The 17,491-nt window shown below is 66.9% G+C and carries 15 protein-coding genes and 2 tRNA genes; 4 read left to right on the forward strand and 13 right to left on the reverse strand.

Features of this window, described 5'->3' with window-relative positions:
* The 6 genes from N878_RS20415 to leuC all read right to left on the reverse strand — a co-directional run.
* Positions 1–413: FimV family protein (locus tag N878_RS20415; RefSeq protein WP_368664883.1), on the reverse strand; the 413-nt coding region annotated here is incomplete at its 3' end.
* Between the two features lie 156 nt (positions 414–569).
* Positions 570–1,580 (reverse strand): aspartate-semialdehyde dehydrogenase, encoded by a 1,011-nt coding sequence (locus N878_RS20420; protein WP_021445393.1) that lies wholly within the window; start codon positions 1,578–1,580, stop codon positions 570–572.
* Positions 1,581–1,759: 179 nt separating this feature from the next.
* Positions 1,760–2,872, reverse strand: a complete 1,113-nt coding sequence (asd, locus tag N878_RS20425) for an aspartate-semialdehyde dehydrogenase (RefSeq protein WP_021445394.1) — start codon at positions 2,870–2,872, stop codon at positions 1,760–1,762.
* Positions 2,873–2,927: 55 nt separating this feature from the next.
* Complete coding sequence (leuB, locus tag N878_RS20430) at positions 2,928–4,010, reverse strand: 3-isopropylmalate dehydrogenase (protein ID WP_021445395.1); 1,083 nt, start codon at positions 4,008–4,010, stop codon at positions 2,928–2,930.
* A 100-nt stretch (positions 4,011–4,110) separates the two neighbouring features.
* Positions 4,111–4,758, reverse strand: coding sequence for a 3-isopropylmalate dehydratase small subunit (gene leuD, locus N878_RS20435; protein ID WP_021445396.1), 648 nt, complete (start codon positions 4,756–4,758; stop codon positions 4,111–4,113).
* Between the two features lie 11 nt (positions 4,759–4,769).
* A complete protein-coding gene (gene leuC / locus N878_RS20440) occupies positions 4,770–6,197 on the reverse strand; it encodes a 3-isopropylmalate dehydratase large subunit (RefSeq protein WP_021445397.1) in 1,428 nt (475 codons plus the stop codon).
* 381 nt (positions 6,198–6,578) lie between these two features.
* Between leuC and N878_RS20445 the strand changes: the two genes are divergently transcribed.
* Complete coding sequence (locus tag N878_RS20445) at positions 6,579–7,466, forward strand: LysR family transcriptional regulator (protein WP_021445399.1); 888 nt, start codon at positions 6,579–6,581, stop codon at positions 7,464–7,466.
* Positions 7,467–7,569: 103 nt separating this feature from the next.
* Entirely contained in the window at positions 7,570–10,866 is a 3,297-nt protein-coding gene (locus tag N878_RS20450; protein WP_031303617.1) for a bifunctional diguanylate cyclase/phosphodiesterase, read from the forward strand.
* A gap of 84 nt (positions 10,867–10,950) precedes the next feature.
* Here N878_RS20450 and N878_RS20455 read toward each other — a convergent pair whose 3' ends face one another.
* Positions 10,951–11,400, reverse strand: coding sequence for an Hsp20 family protein (locus N878_RS20455; RefSeq protein WP_021445401.1), 450 nt, complete (start codon positions 11,398–11,400; stop codon positions 10,951–10,953).
* Between the two features lie 202 nt (positions 11,401–11,602).
* Positions 11,603–12,559, reverse strand: coding sequence for a tRNA-dihydrouridine synthase (locus tag N878_RS20460; protein WP_021445402.1), 957 nt, complete (start codon positions 12,557–12,559; stop codon positions 11,603–11,605).
* Between the two features lie 93 nt (positions 12,560–12,652).
* Between N878_RS20460 and N878_RS20465 the strand changes: the two genes are divergently transcribed.
* The gene (locus N878_RS20465) at positions 12,653–13,048 is read left to right on the forward strand and encodes a hypothetical protein (protein ID WP_021445403.1); all 396 of its coding nucleotides are present in this window, start codon (positions 12,653–12,655) and stop codon (positions 13,046–13,048) included.
* A gap of 7 nt (positions 13,049–13,055) precedes the next feature.
* Here N878_RS20465 and N878_RS20470 read toward each other — a convergent pair whose 3' ends face one another.
* Positions 13,056–13,505, reverse strand: coding sequence for a thioesterase family protein (locus N878_RS20470; protein WP_021445404.1), 450 nt, complete (start codon positions 13,503–13,505; stop codon positions 13,056–13,058).
* A gap of 203 nt (positions 13,506–13,708) precedes the next feature.
* On the opposite strand from N878_RS20470, the gene N878_RS20475 reads away from it, so the two are divergent.
* The gene (locus N878_RS20475) at positions 13,709–15,625 is read left to right on the forward strand and encodes a diguanylate cyclase (protein ID WP_036988415.1); all 1,917 of its coding nucleotides are present in this window, start codon (positions 13,709–13,711) and stop codon (positions 15,623–15,625) included.
* Here N878_RS20475 and N878_RS20480 read toward each other — a convergent pair.
* The 4 genes from N878_RS20480 to N878_RS20495 form a co-directional block, all read right to left on the reverse strand.
* Positions 15,595–16,434: a S9 family peptidase gene (locus N878_RS20480; RefSeq protein WP_021445406.1), complete on the reverse strand. Its 840-nt coding sequence runs from the start codon at positions 16,432–16,434 to the stop codon at positions 15,595–15,597. The genes N878_RS20475 and N878_RS20480 overlap by 31 nt on opposite strands.
* Positions 16,435–16,445: 11 nt before the next feature.
* Positions 16,446–16,985, reverse strand: coding sequence for a TetR/AcrR family transcriptional regulator (locus N878_RS20485; RefSeq protein ID WP_021445407.1), 540 nt, complete (start codon positions 16,983–16,985; stop codon positions 16,446–16,448).
* 259 nt (positions 16,986–17,244) lie between these two features.
* Positions 17,245–17,320 (reverse strand) — tRNA-Glu (locus N878_RS20490).
* A gap of 48 nt (positions 17,321–17,368) precedes the next feature.
* Positions 17,369–17,444: transfer RNA gene (locus tag N878_RS20495), tRNA-Ala, on the reverse strand.
* Positions 17,445–17,491: the final 47 nt, after the last annotated feature.

Below are 17,491 nucleotides of genomic sequence, written 5' to 3' on the forward strand. Positions count from 1 at the left end.
GTTTGCGGGGAGTACAGCGGCGGATCGAGCAGCAGGGTGTATTCGCGCAGCAACCGACCATTCGGCCAGAGCACTTCCACCAGGAAGTTCAGATAAGGTTCGCGTACCGCTTTGCTCGAAGTGACGCGAATCACACTCTTGCCATTGGGCTTGAGTACCGGGGTGAATTTCAGGTCGGTGAGAAAGTATTGGCGATCGACGCCGGCCTTGACGAACTCTTCGGGGGACGCCAGGTTGGGAATCACCTCGTTGGAGGCCAGATCGCGCACCTCCAGCAATTCGATTTCCGCTACCAGCGGCTGATTCAGCGAGGACTGCAGGGTAACTTCACCCAACCCCAGCGCATGCGCCATACCGGAAGACAGGGCCGAAGCCGCTGCAATTGCCAGCACTAGTTTGCGAACCCGAACCATAGCGTTATCCCTTGTTTTATCTTTTTTCTCGGCATGCGAGAGGGTCTTGATAACTGCTGCCTGCATCCGCCCCAAGGAGCGGCTCCCCATTCAGCAATCAACTCAGCCAGTATTGCCAAGCTAGAAAGATTCTTCAAATTTCTAGGTAAGTATCTTTTACAGATAGTGTTTTATCAACAACTCGGCTATTTGCACAGCATTCAGGGCAGCGCCTTTTCTTACATTATCAGACGCAATCCACAAATTGAGTTGGCGCGGATCACTGACGCCGCTGCGCACGCGCCCGACATAGACCTGATCCTGGCCAACCGCATCGCCCACCGCCGTCGGATAGTCGCCCGCCTCCACCAGCTCGATCCCCGGCGCGGCTTCCAGCAAGCGCGACACGGCAGCCACATCCACCTCGCCATCGACCTGCACGCCGAGCGCCAGGCTGTCGCCAAAGAATACCGGCGCCAGGGCGCAAGTCGCCGATACCGGCAGATCCGGCACGCCGAGCAACTGCTGCAGCTCGCTCGCCAGGCGCTTCTCCAGTTCGGCATGGCCCTGCTCGTCCAGCGCCCCGACCTGTGCCAGCAGGTTGAACGCGACCTGCCGGTCCAGGCCCTTGGGCTCCAGCGGGCGGCCATTGAGCAACTCGGCGGTCTGCCGCGCCAACTCCTGCACTCCGCTGCGACCGAGGGTGGACGCCGCCAGCATGGCGGTCAGCTGCACCTGGCGCGGCTGCAGCAGCGGGCGCAACGCCGTCAGCACCAGCGCGGTCGCCACCGCGCAAGGCGTCGGCGAACTGAGCAGCCAGGGGGCATGCCGCGCTGGCAAGCCGTCCAGGCCGGCTTCGGGTAGCACGCAAGGCGCCTGACTCAGCGGCAAGGCGGCGCTCAGGTCGATCAGCGAGCAGCCCGCGGCCAGCACCCGCTCGTGCTGGGCCCGCGTGACATCGGCGCCGGCGGCGAAGAAGGCCAGCTGCACCTGGGCGAAATCGAAGGCATCGAGCGACCTGACCCGCACCTGGCGCCCACGAAAGGACAGGCTCTGCCCGGCCGACTCGCTGCTGGCCAGCAGATGCAGTTCCTTGACCGGAAAATCGCGCTCTTCGAGCAGTTCGACCAGCGCCTCGCCGATGCTACCGGTGGCGCCGACCAGGGCGATATTGAAGGACTGGCTCATGGGGTGGACCTGCGACGCGGGGAGGAGCCGCACTGTAACCGCGCCCTCTCGCCCAGGCAATCGGCCGGATCCGCCGGCGCGCAGACGTGTGCCCCAAGATGCGCCAGAAGCAAAAAGCCCCGCTGCCGAGGCAGCGGGGCTTTTCTGGCTGTTACTTGCAGCTTGCAGCCAGCGCGGCTTTAGCGCTCCAGCAGGATGCGCAGCATGCGCCGCAGCGGCTCGGCCGCGCCCCACAGCAGTTGGTCGCCGACGGTGAAGGCGCCCAGGTACTGCGAGCCCATGTTGAGCTTGCGCAGACGACCGACCGGCACGCTCAGGGTGCCGGTGACCGCGGTCGGGCCGAGGTCGCGAATGCTGGCTTCGCGGCTGTTCGGCACCAGCTTGACCCAGGGATTGTGCTGGCTGATCAGGCCTTCGATATCGCCCATCGGCACATCCTTGTTCAGCTTGATGGTCAGCGCCTGGCTGTGGCAGCGCATGGCGCCGATGCGCACGCAGATGCCGTCGACCGGGATCGGGTTCTTGAAGCGGCCGAGGATCTTGTTGGTCTCGGCCTGGGCCTTCCACTCTTCGCGGCTCTGACCGTTGGGCAACTCCTTGTCGATGTAGGGGATCAGGCTGCCGGCCAGCGGCACGCCGAAGTTGTCCACCGGGAAGGCTTCGCCGCGCATGGCCTCGGCCACCTTGCGGTCGATGTCGAGGATGGCGCTGGCCGGATCGGCCAGCTCATCGGCGACGGCGCCGTTGATCGCGCCCATCTGCTTGATCAGCTCGCGCATGTTCTGCGCGCCGGCACCGGAAGCAGCCTGGTAGGTCATGGCGCTCATCCACTCGACCAGGCCGGCCTCATAGAGCCCGCCCAGGGCCATCAGCATCAGGCTGACGGTGCAGTTGCCGCCGATATAGTTCTTGCTGCCAGCGTCCAGCGCCTGGTCGATCACCTTGCGGTTGACCGGATCGAGCACGATCACCGCGCTGTCGTCCATCCGCAGGCTGGAAGCCGCGTCGATCCAGTAACCCTGCCAGCCGGCTTCGCGCAGCTTGGGGAAGACTTCGTTGGTGTAGTCGCCGCCCTGGCAGGTCAGGATCACGTCCAGGCCTTTCAGGTCGTCGATGCTGTAGGCGTCCTTCAGCGGGGCAATGTCCTTGCCAATGGCCGGCCCCTGGCCGCCGACATTGGAGGTGGTGAAGAACACCGGCTCGATCAGGTCGAAGTCCCGCTCTTCCAGCATGCGCTGCATAAGCACGGAACCGACCATGCCACGCCAACCGATCAGACCTACACGTTTCATAACGACTACACCTATATAAGCAGCCCGCCGGAACCACCCCGGCGGGACTGGAAGATTACAGACTACGCAGCGCTTCGACTACCGCATCACCCATTGCCGAGGTACCGACGCGGGTCTTGCCTTCGGACCAGATGTCGCCGGTACGCAGGCCCTGATCCAGCACCAGGCTCACGGCTTTCTCGATGGCGTCGGCGGCAGCGGCCTGGCCGAAGCTGTAACGCAGCATCATGGACACCGAGAGAATGGTGGCCAGCGGGTTGGCGATGCCCTTGCCGGCGATGTCCGGCGCAGAGCCGTGGCACGGCTCGTACATGCCCTTGTTGTTGGCATCCAGGGATGCCGACGGCAGCATGCCGATGGAGCCGGTGAGCATGGAGGCCTCATCGGACAAAATGTCACCAAACATGTTGTCGGTGACCATCACGTCGAACTGCTTGGGCGCACGCACCAACTGCATGGCGGCGTTGTCGACGTACATGTGGCTCAGCTCGACGTCCGGATAGTCCTTGGCCACTTCCTCGACCACCGCACGCCACAGCTGGCTGGAGGCCAGCACGTTGGCCTTGTCCACCGAGCACAGCTTCTTGTTACGCACCATGGCCATGTCGAAACCGACCTTGGCGATGCGGCGGATCTCGCTCTCGCTGTACGGCAGGGTGTCGTACGCCATGCGCTCGCCGTTTTCCAGCACCTTGCTCTCGCGCGGCTGGCCGAAGTAGATGCCGCCGGTCAGCTCACGCACGATAAGGATATCCAACCCTGCCACAACCTCAGGCTTAAGGCTGGAAGCCTCGGCCAGTTGCGGATAGAGGATGGCCGGACGCAGGTTGCCGAACAGGCCCAGTTGCGAACGAATCTTCAGCAGGCCGCGCTCCGGACGGATGGCCGGATCGATGGTGTCCCACTTCGGCCCGCCAACGGCGCCCAACAGCACGGCATCGGCGGCGCGGGCGCGGTCCAGGGTCTCGTCGGCCAGCGGCACGCCGTAACGGTCGATGGCGGCGCCACCCAGGTCATCGAAGCTCAGCTCAAAACCCAGGGCGTACTTGTCATTGGCCAGGTTCAGCACCTTGACCGCTTCGGCCATGATTTCCGGGCCGATACCGTCGCCAGGGAGAACCAGAATCTGCTTGCTCATTGCATTCCTCAATCTATCCGTAGGGTGGATGACGCTGTTTTCATCCACCGAAACCCAGCACGGTGGATGGATAAAGCGCCATCCACCCTACCTTCATGCATTACTTGATCGCGCCGAACAGCCAGGGGCTGTTCTGCTGGTGTTTGGCTTCGAAGGCCCTGATCGCCTCCTGATCCTGCAGGGTCAGGCCGATGTCGTCCAGGCCGTTGAGCAGGCAGTGCTTGCGGAAGGCATCGACTTCGAAGGCGTGCTGCACGCCATCGGGGCGGGTCACGGTCTGCGCCGCCAGGTCGACGGTCAGCTGGTAGCCCTCGCTGGCTTCGCACTGCTGGAACAGCGCATCGACCTCATCCTCCTTGAGGATGATCGGCAGCAGGCCGTTCTTGAAGCTGTTGTTGAAGAAGATATCGGCGAAGCTCGGCGCAATGATCGCGCGGAAACCATATTCCTCCAGCGCCCAAGGCGCGTGCTCGCGGCTCGAGCCGCAGCCGAAGTTCTCGCGGGCCAGCAGCACGCTGGCGCCCTGGTAGCGCGGAAAATTGAGCACGAAGTCCTTGTTGATCGGGCGCTTGGAGTTGTCCTGGTTCGGCTGGCCGACATCCAGGTAGCGCCACTCGTCGAACAGGTTGGGGCCGAAGCCGGTGCGCTTGATCGACTTCAAGAACTGCTTGGGAATGATCTGGTCGGTATCGACGTTGGCACGATCCAAAGGAGCGACCAGGCCGGTGTGTTGGGTAAAAGCTTTCATGGTCTGAGTCCTTAGGCCTGGATCAATTCGCGCACGTCGATAAAGCGGCCGGTTACCGCCGCAGCGGCGGCCATGGCCGGGCTGACCAGGTGGGTACGCCCTCCGGCGCCCTGGCGGCCCTCGAAGTTGCGGTTGGAGGTGGACGCGCAATGCTCGCCGCTGCCCAGCTTGTCCGGATTCATCGCCAGGCACATGGAGCAGCCCGGCTCGCGCCATTCGAAACCGGCCTCGATAAAGATCTTGTCCAGCCCCTCGGCCTCGGCCTGTGCCTTGACCAGGCCGGAGCCCGGCACCACCAGCGCCTGCTTGACGGTGGCGGCGACCTTGCGGCCCTTGGCCACCTCGGCGGCAGCACGCAGGTCTTCGATGCGCGAGTTGGTGCAGGAGCCGATGAACACACGATCGAGCTGGATATCGGTGATCGCCTGATTGGCGGTCAGGCCCATATATTTCAGGGCGCGGGTGATGGAGTCCTTCTTCACCGGGTCGCTCTCGACGGCCGGATCCGGCACCTTCTGGTCGACGGCCAGGACCATTTCCGGCGAGGTGCCCCAGGAGACCTGCGGCTTGATCTCTTCCGCGCGCAGCTCGACCAGGGTATCGAACACCGCGTCGTCGTCGGAGACCAGGGTTCGCCACTGCGCCACGGCCTTGTCCCAGTCGGCGCCCTTGGGCGCGAACGGACGACCCTCGACGTAGGCGATGGTCTTCTCGTCCACCGCCACCAGGCCGACGCGGGCACCGGCTTCGATGGACATGTTGCAGATGGTCATGCGCCCTTCCAGGGACAGGTCGCGGATCGCGCTACCGGCGAACTCCAGAGCATGGCCGTTGCCGCCGGCGGTGCCGATCTTGCCGATCACCGCCAGGACGATGTCCTTGGCGGTGACGCCGAACGGCAGCTGGCCTTCGACGCGCACCTGCATGTTCTTCATCTTCTTGGCCACCAGGCACTGGGTGGCGAGCACGTGCTCGACCTCGGAGGTGCCGATGCCGTGGGCCAGCGCGCCGAAAGCGCCATGGGTGGAGGTGTGCGAGTCGCCGCAGACCACGGTCATGCCCGGCAAGGTGGCGCCCTGCTCCGGGCCGACCACGTGGACGATGCCCTGGCGCACGTCGTTCATCTTGAACTCGAGGATGCCGAAGTCGTCGCAGTTCTCGTCCAGGGTCTGCACCTGGATGCGCGAGACTTCGTCGGCGATGGCCTCGAGGCCGCCCCGGCGCTCGGCCTGGGTGGTCGGCACGTTGTGGTCCGGGGTGGCGATGTTGGCGTCGATGCGCCACGGCTTGCGCCCGGCCAGGCGCAGGCCCTCGAAGGCCTGTGGCGAGGTCACTTCGTGGAGAATGTGGCGGTCGATGTAGATCAAGGAGGAGCCGTCGTCGCGGCGCTTGACCTCGTGCATTTCCCAAAGCTTGTCGTAGAGCGTTTTGCCGGCCATCAGCTATCCCTCATCAGCGTCTTGCGGGCACCTCCAAAAACTACCTGCGTTGTCATCGCCGCGTTAAAAACAGGCTCGTGCGCGAGTCCGATCAGAATGCTCATTTACAACTCGTAAACTCCGCTTCTTCGCCTGTTTTTGCCTTGCGCTGACTGCCTCGCCTACGTTTTTTGGAGGTGCCCTTTCTATGCCCGGGCAAATGGCCCTGCGGCTTATGGGGAGAATGCTATGATCCCGGGACGAATAACTCAAATTCATATTTTTTATCCCAAGGATTCCACAAAGGAATCCCCAAAAGCCGCAAGCTTCAAGCGACAGGCCGCCAGCCAAGACCCAGCGGCACGGCTTGCGGCTCGTGGCCCACCGCTTGGAGCTGTTTCTATGGATCTGGCCAACCTCAACGCCTTTCTCGCCATCGCCGAAACCGGCAGTTTTTCCGAAGCCGGCGAGCGCCTGCACCTGACCCAGCCGGCGGTGAGCAAACGCATTGCCGGCCTCGAGCAACAGCTTGGCGTTCGCCTGTTCGACCGCCTCGGCCGCGAGATCGGCCTGACCGAGGCCGGACGCGCCCTGCTGCCGCGCGCCTACCAGATCCTCAACGTGCTGGACGACACCCGCCGCGCGCTGACCAACCTGGCCGGCGAGGTCAGCGGCCGCCTGACCCTGGCCACCAGCCACCATATCGGCCTGCACCGCCTCCCCGCCCTGCTGCGCGCCTTCACCCGCGCCCATCCGCAGGTGGCGCTGGATATCCAGTTCCTTGACTCCGAAGTGGCCTACGAGGAGATCCTCCACGGCCGCGCCGAACTGGCGGTGATCACCCTGGCCCCGGAAACCCGCGAACCGGTGCGCGCGGTGCCGGTGTGGAACGATCCGCTGGATTTCGTCGCCGCCCCCGAACACCCGCTGGCGCGCAGCGCCGCCATCGGCCTGCCCGACGTGGCGCGGCACCCGGCGGTGTTCCCCGGCGGCAACACCTTCACCCACCATATCGTGCAGCGCCTGTTCGAGGCCCAGGGCCTGACGCCGAACATCGCCATGAGCACCAACTACCTGGAGACCATCAAGATGATGGTCTCCATCGGCCTGGCCTGGAGCGTGTTGCCGCGCACCATGCTCGACGATCAGGTGGTGCCGCTGGCCCTGCCGGGCATCCAGCTGTCGCGCCAGCTCGGCTACATCCTGCACACCGAGCGCACCCTGTCGAACGCCGCGAAAGCCTTCATGGCCCTGCTCGACGCCCAGCGCGACAGCCACAGCCTTGCATAGCTGGCCAAGCTGCGGCTAACGTGGCGGCATAACGATAAGAAAGGCCCACGCATGACCCGAACGTCCGTCACGCGCATCGCGCCCACTCGAGGATGGCCCGGCCATGGCCAGATCCACTGACCAGACCCCGCCCCTACCGCATATCCCGGCGATGGACCCCGCCGAATTCGAACAGACCTGGCAGGACGCCCCACGCCTGCTGGCGGCGCTGAACGGCGCGCAGCTGGGCGCCTGGTTCTGGGATATCGACAGCGGCCGGGTCAACTGGTCGCGCGGCGCCCAGGCGCTGTTCGGCCTCGACCCCGCCCGCCCACTGACCCGCAGCGTCGACTACATCGAGCTGATTCCCGAGGAAGAACGCGGCGCGGTGCTGCAGCAATTCCACGCCATCCTCGCCGGCAACGACGAGGGCCGCGCCCTGCGCCACCGCATCCGCTGGCCGGACGGCAGCCTGCACTGGCTGGAGATCAGCGGCAGCCTGTCGCGCGACGCCGACGGCCGCCGGCGCATGTTCGGCGTGATCCGCGACATCAGCTCGCAACAGGCGCGCGCCGAGGCCCTGCGTGCCTCGGAAGAACGCTTCGCCAGCCTGTTCCGCCTCAGCCCGGACATCATGCTGCTGGTGCGCTACGACACCAGCGAGATCCTCGAGACCAACCAGCACTTCACCCACGCCTTCGGCTGGCCCGCCGCGGAGATTCTCGGCCGCAGCACCCTCGACCTCGACCTCTGGGTGCATGCCGAGCAGCGCGATTACCTGCGCCGGCAGGCGCCGCTGAGCCGCGAGCCGCTGATCCAGGAAGTGCAGCTGCGCACCCGCGCCGGGCGCATCCTCGACGGCGTGCTGTCGAGCCAGTACATCGAGCTGCAGGGCGAACGCCTGCTGCTCTGCACCTTCCTCGACACCAGCGAACGCATGCGCGCCGAAACCGCCCTGCGCAACAGCGAGGAAAAGTTCGCCAAGGCCTTCATGCACACCCCCGACGCCGTGGCGATTACCGATCGGGCGACTGGCCGCTTTATCGAGGTCAACCCCAGCTTCGAGCAACAGTTCGGCTGGAGCAGCGCCGAGGCGCTCGGCCGCACCTCGCTGGAGCTGGGCATCTGGGCCGACCCCGACGACCGCCAGCGCATGCTCGACGCCCTGCAGGCCGGGCGCCTGAACAACCTCGAAGTGCGTCTGTTCAGCCGCGACGGCAGCGCCAGCATCAACCTGCTGTTCGGCGGCGAGATCGAACTCGACGGCCAGCGCTGTCTGGTGCTGACGGTGCGCAACATCACCGCCCAGCGCGCCCAGGAGCTGGCCCTGCAGGAAAGCCAGGAGCGCCTCAAGCTGGCGCTGGAGTCGGCCGACCTAGGCACCTGGGACTGGCACATCCCCAGCAACCGCCTGTTCGGCAGCGCCCGCGCCGCCGCCCTGCACGGCCTCGACGCCTGCCCCTTCGACGACGACTTTCGCGAGTTCTTCCGCTGCGTGCCGCTGGAAGACCGCCAGGCCATGCGTCTGGCCTACGTCGCCCTGCGCGAGGGGCGCAGCGCCAATTATCAGGTGACCTACCGGGTGCGCCACCCCAACGGCGCGCTGCACTACCTGGAAAGCACCGCCAAACTGCACCGCGACGCGGGCGGCCAGCCGCTGCGCATGGTCGGCACCCTGGTCGACATCAGCGAGCGGGTACTGCGCGAGCAGCGCCTGCGCGCCTCCGAGGAGAAATTCGCCAAGGCCTTCCACTCCAGCCCGGACGCCATCACCATCACCGAGCGCGACACCGCGCGCTACATCGAGGTCAACGAGGGCTTCACCCGCCTCACCGGCTACACCCCGGACGAGGTGGTCGGCCGCACCGCCTTCGAGCTGAGCGTCTGGGCCTACCCCGAGGAACGCCTGCAGATGCTCGAACACCTGGCGCAGAATGGCCAGGTGCTGCACATGGAGATGCACGGTCAGCACCGCGACGGCGGCGTGCGCCTGGTCGAGGTCTCGGTGCAACCCATCGAGCTCAACGGCGTCGCCTGCCTGCTGCTGACCGCACGCGACATCAGCGAACTGAAGCTGGCGCAGGCGCAGGTGCAGCATCTGGCCTACCACGACGCCCTGACCAACCTGCCCAATCGCGCCCTGCTGATGGATCGCCTGACCCAGCAGATCGCCCTGCTCAAGCGCCACGAGCTGCGCGGCGCACTGCTGTTCATCGACCTCGACCACTTCAAGCACATCAACGACTCGCTCGGCCACCCGGTCGGCGATGCCGTGCTGCGCCTGGTCACCGCGCGCCTGGAAGCCAGCGTGCGCCTGGAAGACACCGTGGCGCGCCTGGGCGGCGACGAGTTCGTGGTGCTGCTCTCCGGCCTGGAGGGCAAGCGCTCGGAAGTCACCCGCCAGGTGCGCCAGGTGGCGGAGAAGCTGCGCCGCCTGCTGGCCGAGCCGATGCTGCTGGACGGCCACCAGCTGCAGGTCACGCCGAGCATCGGCGTCGCCCTGATTCCCGATCACGGCGACACCCCGGCCGACCTGCTCAAGCGCGCCGACATCGCCCTGTACCGCGCCAAGGACTCCGGTCGCAACGCCATCCAGCTGTTTCGCAGCACCATGCAGGAGGCCGCCAGCGCCCGCCTGCGCCTGGAGAACGATCTGCGCCTGGCCCTGGCTCGCGGCGAGTTCGAGCTGCACTTCCAACCCCAGGTCGATGCCCGCGACGGCCAGGTGGTCGGCGCCGAAGCCCTGCTGCGCTGGCAGCACCCGCAGCTCGGGGCGCAGTCGCCGGCGCAGTTCATCCAGGTGTTGGAGGAAAGCGGGCTGATCCTCGAAGTCGGCGGCTGGGTGCTGGCCGAGGCCTGCCACCTCTGCGCCCGCCTGCTGGCCGACGGCCTGATCGATGCCGAGCGCTTCAGCCTGTGCGTCAACATCAGCCCGCGGCAGTTCCGTCAGCACGACTTCGTCGAGCGCGTGGCCGGCTGCCTGCGCGACAGCCAGCTACCCAACGCCATGCTCAAGCTGGAAATCACCGAAGGCATCGTCATCCAGAACATCGACGACACCGTGGGCAAGATGCTGCGCCTGAAGAAGCACGGCGTCAGCTTCGCCATGGACGACTTCGGCACCGGCTACAGCTCGCTGACCTACCTCAAGCGCCTGCCGGTGGACATGCTGAAGATCGACCAGTCGTTCGTCCGCGACGCCACCCACGACCCCAACGACGCCGAGATAATCCGCGCCATCGTCGCCATGGCGCGCAGCCTGGGCCTGGCGCTGATCGCCGAGGGCGTCGAGCAGCAGGAGCAACTGGATTTCCTGCAGCGCCAGGGTTGCCACCTGTACCAGGGCTACCTGTTCAGCAAGCCGCTGCCGCAGGAAGCCTTCCGCGCCCTGCTCGGCCGAGGGCCGGCCCGACAGCCTTAGCCCGGCAGCGCTCGCGACCGACATGGCGCAGAAACGAAGAAGGCGCCCGGGTGGGCGCCTTCTTCAGCGGGGCTCGGCCGCGGTTCAGCTTTCCAGCGCCGGACGCTGATTGCCGATGGGGATGCGCTTGGCCTTGGCCTCTTCCGGCACGATGCGCTCTAGCTCGATGTTGAGCAGGCCGTTGACCAGGTTGGCGCCCTTGACCTCGATATGGTCGGCCAGGCGGAAGGACAGCTTGAACGCGCGCTGGGCGATGCCCTGATACAGGTAACTGACGTTCTCCGCGCCGCGCTCGCGCTTGCCTCCACTGACGGTCAATACGCCGCGCTCGACCTGCAGCTCGAGATCCTCGTCCTGGAAACCGGCGGCCGCGACCACGATACGGTAGTGGTCCTCGCCATGCTTCTCGACGTTGTAGGGCGGATAGGAGCTGCCGCCGTCGTTGCTGCGCAGGGCGGACTCGAACAGATCGTTGAACCGGTCGAAACCGATGGACTGGCGGAACAGGGGGGCCAGGGACAGTACGTTGCTCATGACAATTCTCCTGAATGATTCAGCAAGGGATCACAGTGCGGAACCCGACTTCGGCATCCCGCAAGCCCTTAACTGAGGTCGCCCGGAGAATTTTCAAGCGCCTGAAAAATTCGTTTACAGATCGAGGGCGCCACGCCGATCCCTTGGGGTGCGCCGTGCGCAGCGAGCTTCACGCACTGCTCGCCAGCCTGGCGCGGTGCCCCTAGGCCGGCTCCGTCGCCGCGCCGAGCAACCGATCGATGCGCGCGCAATCCTGCTCGCGGCGTACCTCGGCGAACAGCGCCACCGCCTCCGGATAGCTGCGCGTGAGCATGGCCAGCCACTGCTTCAGGCGCCCAGGCGCATAGCGCGGCGCCAGCTTGCGCCGGGCCTGCTGCCAGAAGTCCAGCAGCAGCGGCTGCAACTCGTCCCAGCTCATCTCCTGCGGTTGTTCACCGGCCCGTACCGCGGCGATCTGCCGGGCCAGGCCGGGGCGCGACACCAGCCCGCGCCCCAGCATGATGTCGTCCACCCCGCTGATCTCGCGGCAGCGCCGCCAGTCGTCCAACGTCCACACCTCGCCGTTGGCGAATACCGGCACCGCCACCGCCTCCTGCACCCGCGCCACCCACTCCCAGTGCGCCGGCGGCTTGTAGCCTTCGACCTTGGTCCGCGCGTGCACCACGATCTGGCTGGCGCCGCCCTCGGCCAGGGCGCGCGCGCAGTCCAGGGCACCCTCCTTGTCGGTGAAGCCCAGGCGCATCTTCGCCGTCACCGGGATGGCCGCCGGCACCGTGCGCCGTACCTCGCGGACGATGGCGTGGAGCAACTCCGGCTCCTTGAGCAATACCGCGCCGCCGCGCGACTTGTTCACCGTCTTGGCCGGGCAGCCGAAATTCAGGTCGATCACCGGTGCGCCGAGGGTACAGGCGAAGGCCGCGTTGTCGGCCAGGCACTGCGGGTCGGAACCGAGAAACTGCACGCGCATCGGCGTGCCGGCGCGGGTGCGGGCGCCGGCGAACAGCTCGGGGGCGAGCTTGCGGTAAGTGGCAGCCGGCAGCAGGCGCTCGCTGACGCGAATGAACTCGGTGACGCACCAGTCGATGCCGCCGATACGGGTCAGCACGTCGCGCAGGATCTCGTCGACCAGCCCCTCCATGGGTGCCAGGGCGATTTGCATGGGATTGTCCGGAGAAAACGGGCGCACAGTTTAAGGCGCCGCGCGCGCGGCGCAAGATGGTCCACACTGCAGGAAACGCAAAGGAGATCCAGCATGCTGCGTCACTCGCTACTGGCCCTGTGCCTGCTCGGCAGCCTCGCCCAGGCTGCCGACGCCCTGCCGCGGGGCGTGCAGGTGGTACCGCCGAACCCGGCGCCCGACGGCCCGGGGCGGCTGATCTTCAGCCGCGACAACAACGCGCCGAATGCCTGCGACGTGGAGCTCTACGTCAATCGACAGGTGGTGGCGAAACTGGGCCCGGGCGAGCGCACCAGCCTCGACCTGCCCAGCGGCGAGCTGAGCGTCGCCGTGGCCATTTCCCCGGCCGGCTACTGCGCCGGGCGCGGGCCGGGGCCGGCGCAGTCGGTGCTGCTCGGCTCGGGCGAGACCCGCCAGTTCGCCGTGATAGTCGAGCCGGGCCAGGCGTTCCTCGCCCCGCTGCTCAACTAGCGCGGGGCTACAGCTCCAGCGGATAGCGCTCCAGCAGCGCCTGGCCATAGCCCTCGACGAACTCCGCCGGCATACGCTTGGGCCGCCCGCTGGACAGCTCTATGCAGACGAAGGTGGTCTTGGCCCGCAGCAGGGTCACGCCATCCTCGGGGCGCAGCAGCTGGAAACGCCGATCCATCTTCAGGCGCTGGTCGGACTCGACGATCCAGGTGGCCATCTGCAGCTGCTGGCCTTCGTAGGCGCTGGCCAGGTAGTCGATCTCGTGACGCAGCACCGCCATGGCGCGATCCAGCCGGCGATACTCGGCCAGATCCAGGCCGAGGAACTGCGAATGACGCCAGGCGCAGCGCTCCAGCCAGCTGACGTAGACCGCATTGTTGGCATGGCCGAGGCCGTCGATGTCCTCGGCCGCCACCTGCAGGTCGATGACGAAGGGGGTGGGCAGGTCCCAGCTCATGCTCGTACCTCCGCGCCGCCGATCGGGCCGCAGGGGCCGCCGGCAGCGGCCAGGCGGGGCGTCTCGTCCATCCACAGTTTCATCGTTGCTCTCCCGAATCCTGTCGCGCTGGGCAGCGGCATCGCCACCCGCCGTCACGCCATCCAAGCCCCGAATGATACGCCGCCTGCCCGCTCGCTGCAGCGCCGAGCTTTCATAGCGTCATGCCAGCACGCCATAATGCGTCAACCTCGCCCGCGAGCCCGAGAATCGAGCAATTGACTGCCGTCCTGCGCCTGCTGATGCTGCTCCTGCTACCCGCCCTGGGCTGGGCGGACAGCCTGCCGCTGCCGAGCGGCCAGGCCCGCGTGCTGCCCGGCCCGTACATGCAGGTCTGGCAAGACCCGCAGGGCCTGGCCGACTTCACCCAGGTGCGCGCCCTGCCCGACTCGGCGTGGCAGGTGGTCGGCCGCCGCGACGCCAGCTTCGGCTACGGCGGCAGCGCCTACTGGCTGCGTCTGGATCTGCACAACCCGCATGCGCGCTCGCTCGGCTGGATACTGCTGGTGGGCAACCCGCTGCTGGACCAACTGGACGCCTACGGCCTGGATGAAGACCGGGTGTACCGTGCCGGCGACCAGCGCCCCTTCGCCTGGCGCTGGATCGAACACCGCCAGCTGGCCCTGCCGCTGGACCTGGCGCCCGGCGAAACGCGCCGGCTGTGGCTGCGCATGCAGACCGACGGCTCGGCCAACCTCAGCGCCAGCCTGATGACCCGCGAAGCCTTCGACCACCTGGAGCAACGCAGCCTGCTGCTGCAGGGACTGTTCTTCGGCGCCCTGGCGGCGATGCTGATCTACAACCTGTCGATCTTCTGCATCACCCGCGACCGCAGCTACCTCTGGTACAGCCTGTTCGTCGCCAGCTTCAGCCTCTACCAGTTCATCCAGCTCGGCTTCGCCCTGCAGTGGCTATGGCCCGAGGCCCTGGCCTGGCACCAGCTGAGCTTCCCGCTCAGCTCGGCGCTGGCCACCCTGTTCGGCATCTTCTTCACCTACAGCGTGCTCGAGCTGAACAACGGCTCGCCGCTGTACCGCTGGGTGGTCGCCGCGCTGCTGGCCTGCTGCCTGGCGGTGATCGGCCTGGCTCTGGTCGGCCCCTACCAGGTCGCGCTGATCGGCAGCTTCGCCCTGGTGGCGGCCTGCGCCCTGATCGCCTTCGTCATCACCCTGCTGCGCTGGCGCGCCGGCTACGCCGCCGCCCGCCTGTTCGCCCTGGGCTGGTGCGTGCTGATCGCCGCCAGCCTGGCCAGCATCCTCACCGGCACCGGCCTGTTGCCCTACTCGCTGCTGACCCTGCACGCCCAGCAGATCGGCGGCCTGATCGAGATGACGGTGTTCTCCGTGGCCCTGGCCGCGCGCATCCGCCAGGCGCAGAACGCCGAACGCCAGGCCCAGGCCCGGCTGATCGCCCAGGAGCGCCAGCTGCGCCACGAACAGGCCACTCGCCTGCAGCTGCAGACGCAGATCAGCGACGGCCTGGAGCAGCGCGTGCAGGAGCGCACCGCGGCGCTGCAGGAAACCCTGCAACAGCTGTCCAACGCCAACCTGCGCCTGGCCGAGCTGAATCGCCGCGACGGCCTGACCGGGCTGTTCAACCGCCAGACCCTGAGCGAGGAACTGGAACGCGCCTGCGCCCGCGCCGAACGCAGCCGGCAGCCGCTGGCCATCCTCATGCTCGACTTGGATCACTTCAAGCAGGTCAACGACCGCCATGGCCACCTCGCCGGCGACGCCTGCCTGCGCCATGCCGCCCAGCGCATTCAGCAGCGCCTGCGCAGCAGCGACCTGCTGGCGCGCTTCGGCGGCGAGGAGTTCGTCGCCCTGCTCGACAACACCGACCTGGCCGGCGCCCTCGACCTGGCCGAGCAACTGCGCGACGACCTGGCCCGCAAGCCCTGCCCGTACCAGGACCAGTCCATCGCCCTGAGCCTGAGCATCGGTCTGCACGCCGGCATCCCCGACGACGCCGGCTGCGGCGAACGCTGGCTGGACCTGGCCGACCGTGCGCTGTACCGGGCCAAGGCCGGCGGGCGCAACCGCGTGGTCGGCTACGAGGCCAGCGCCCTCGACGGCGCCTGACGCACCTCGCTCAGCAGCGCGAGCACCGCCTGCAGCAGCCGCGGGTCGCCAAGCAGTCGCTGATGACCGCCCGCTGGCAGGCGCAATAGCTGACTGTCGAACCAGGCCCGGTGGATCAGCTCGGCCTCACTCACCGGCACCAGCGGATCGTCCTCGGCATGCACGATCAGCCCCGGCAGCTCCAGTTGATAGCGCTGCACATCGAGATGCGCCGCCGGCATGCCGGCCTTCTCCTCCACCAGACGGATAAAGCGCGAGCGCGCCACCGCCGGCAGCCCCATGTGCCGGGCGAAACCGCGCAGCACGGTGAGAATCCGGCTCGGCGCGGCGATGCTGACCAGCGCGGCGCTGCGCAGGCCCATCTGCGTCGCCAGCAGGGCGCTGGCACCGCCCATGGAATGACCGATCACCGCGTGCAGCGGCGGCAGTTCGCTGGCCGCCTCCAGCAGCGCGCGGGCGAATAGCACCACGTTGGCCTCCTGCCCCGGCGAACGGCCATGGGCCGGGCCATCCAGCGCCACCACGGCATAGCCGGCGTCGACCAGACCGCGGATCAGCACGGCGAACTGGGTCGGCCGCCCTTCCCAGCCGTGCATCAGCAGCACCGCCGGCCCGCTGCCCCAGCGCAACGCCGACAGGCCGAAACGCAGGGTGATGCGCTCGGCGCTGGCCAGCAGCGGCAACTCCCAGTCGCGCGGCGGCAGGTTGCGCGGGGTCATGAAACGTTCGCGCAGGCGGCTCGCCAGCAATTGCGGAGCCACCCATCCCAGCGTCGCATTGACGCCACGTACCCAGGTCATCTGTTTCATCTGGCTTCTCCTCAGTTCACCGCCGCCTTGGCGGCCCGCAACACCCGGTCGGACAACTCGCCCGGGCCCAATGCCCGCGCCACCGCCAGACCGCCCACCATCAGCGCCAGATCGGCCAACGCTGCGTCGGCCTCCTCCGGCGTCTCGCTCATCAAGGCCGTCATCAGCTCGACATGCTCGGCCAGCGCCTGCCGAAAGCCCTCGGGCAAGCGCTCGATCTCGCCCAGCGAACTGGGCAAGGGGCAACGCTCGTCCTGCGCATCGCGGTGCTTGCGCGACAAGTAGAAGGCCGCTAACAGCACGCGCCGCTCGCGCCCGCCGAGGCTGGCGTCGATCTCGGCGAGGCGCGCCCGGCGCCGCCCGAGCAACTGACGGAAAGCCTCCAGCATCAGCGCCTCCTTGCTGGCGAAATGGGCATAGAAACCGCCCACCGTCAGCCCCGCCGCGGCCATCACTTCGGCCACCGCCGGATCGCTCGGGCCGCGCTCGGCCAGCACGCGCCCGGCGGCGGCGAGAATGCGTTCACGGGTTCTGCTCTTGCGCTCGCTCATGATGGCCCCCTTGATATGATGGACACAATATTACGACCATCATATTCAAGCGCAAGCCTGGGGACATGCCATTGGTCGGCAAAACGCGCGAAAACAGTCGGGAACGGGAAAAGCCTGGGAGTTCCAGCACCGCAAGCACGGCCCGCAGGGCGACCCAGAGGAGTGGCGGCCCGCAGGGCGGCCACCAGGGAGGGCGAACACAAAAAAGGGCTGCCTCCGGAGAAGCAACCCTCGAAACCCGCAAATGCGGAAAGGAAAATGGCGTCCCCTAGGGGACTCGAACCCCTGTTACCGCCGTGAAAGGGCGGTGTCCTAGGCCACTAGACGAAGGGGACGGAACCTTCGAACGACAAGGCCAGCACTAGGCTGGCCTTGCGTGTGATTGGTGGAGCTAAACGGGATCGAACCGTTGACCTCTTGCATGCCATGCAAGCGCTCTCCCAGCTGAGCTATAGCCCCGATACCTTGCGGTCGGCTCGCAACGCTTGCGCGCTGCGACTGGAAAA

This window comes from Pseudomonas sp. EGD-AK9, from assembly GCF_000465935.2.
GTDB lineage: Bacteria > Pseudomonadota > Gammaproteobacteria > Pseudomonadales > Pseudomonadaceae > Aquipseudomonas.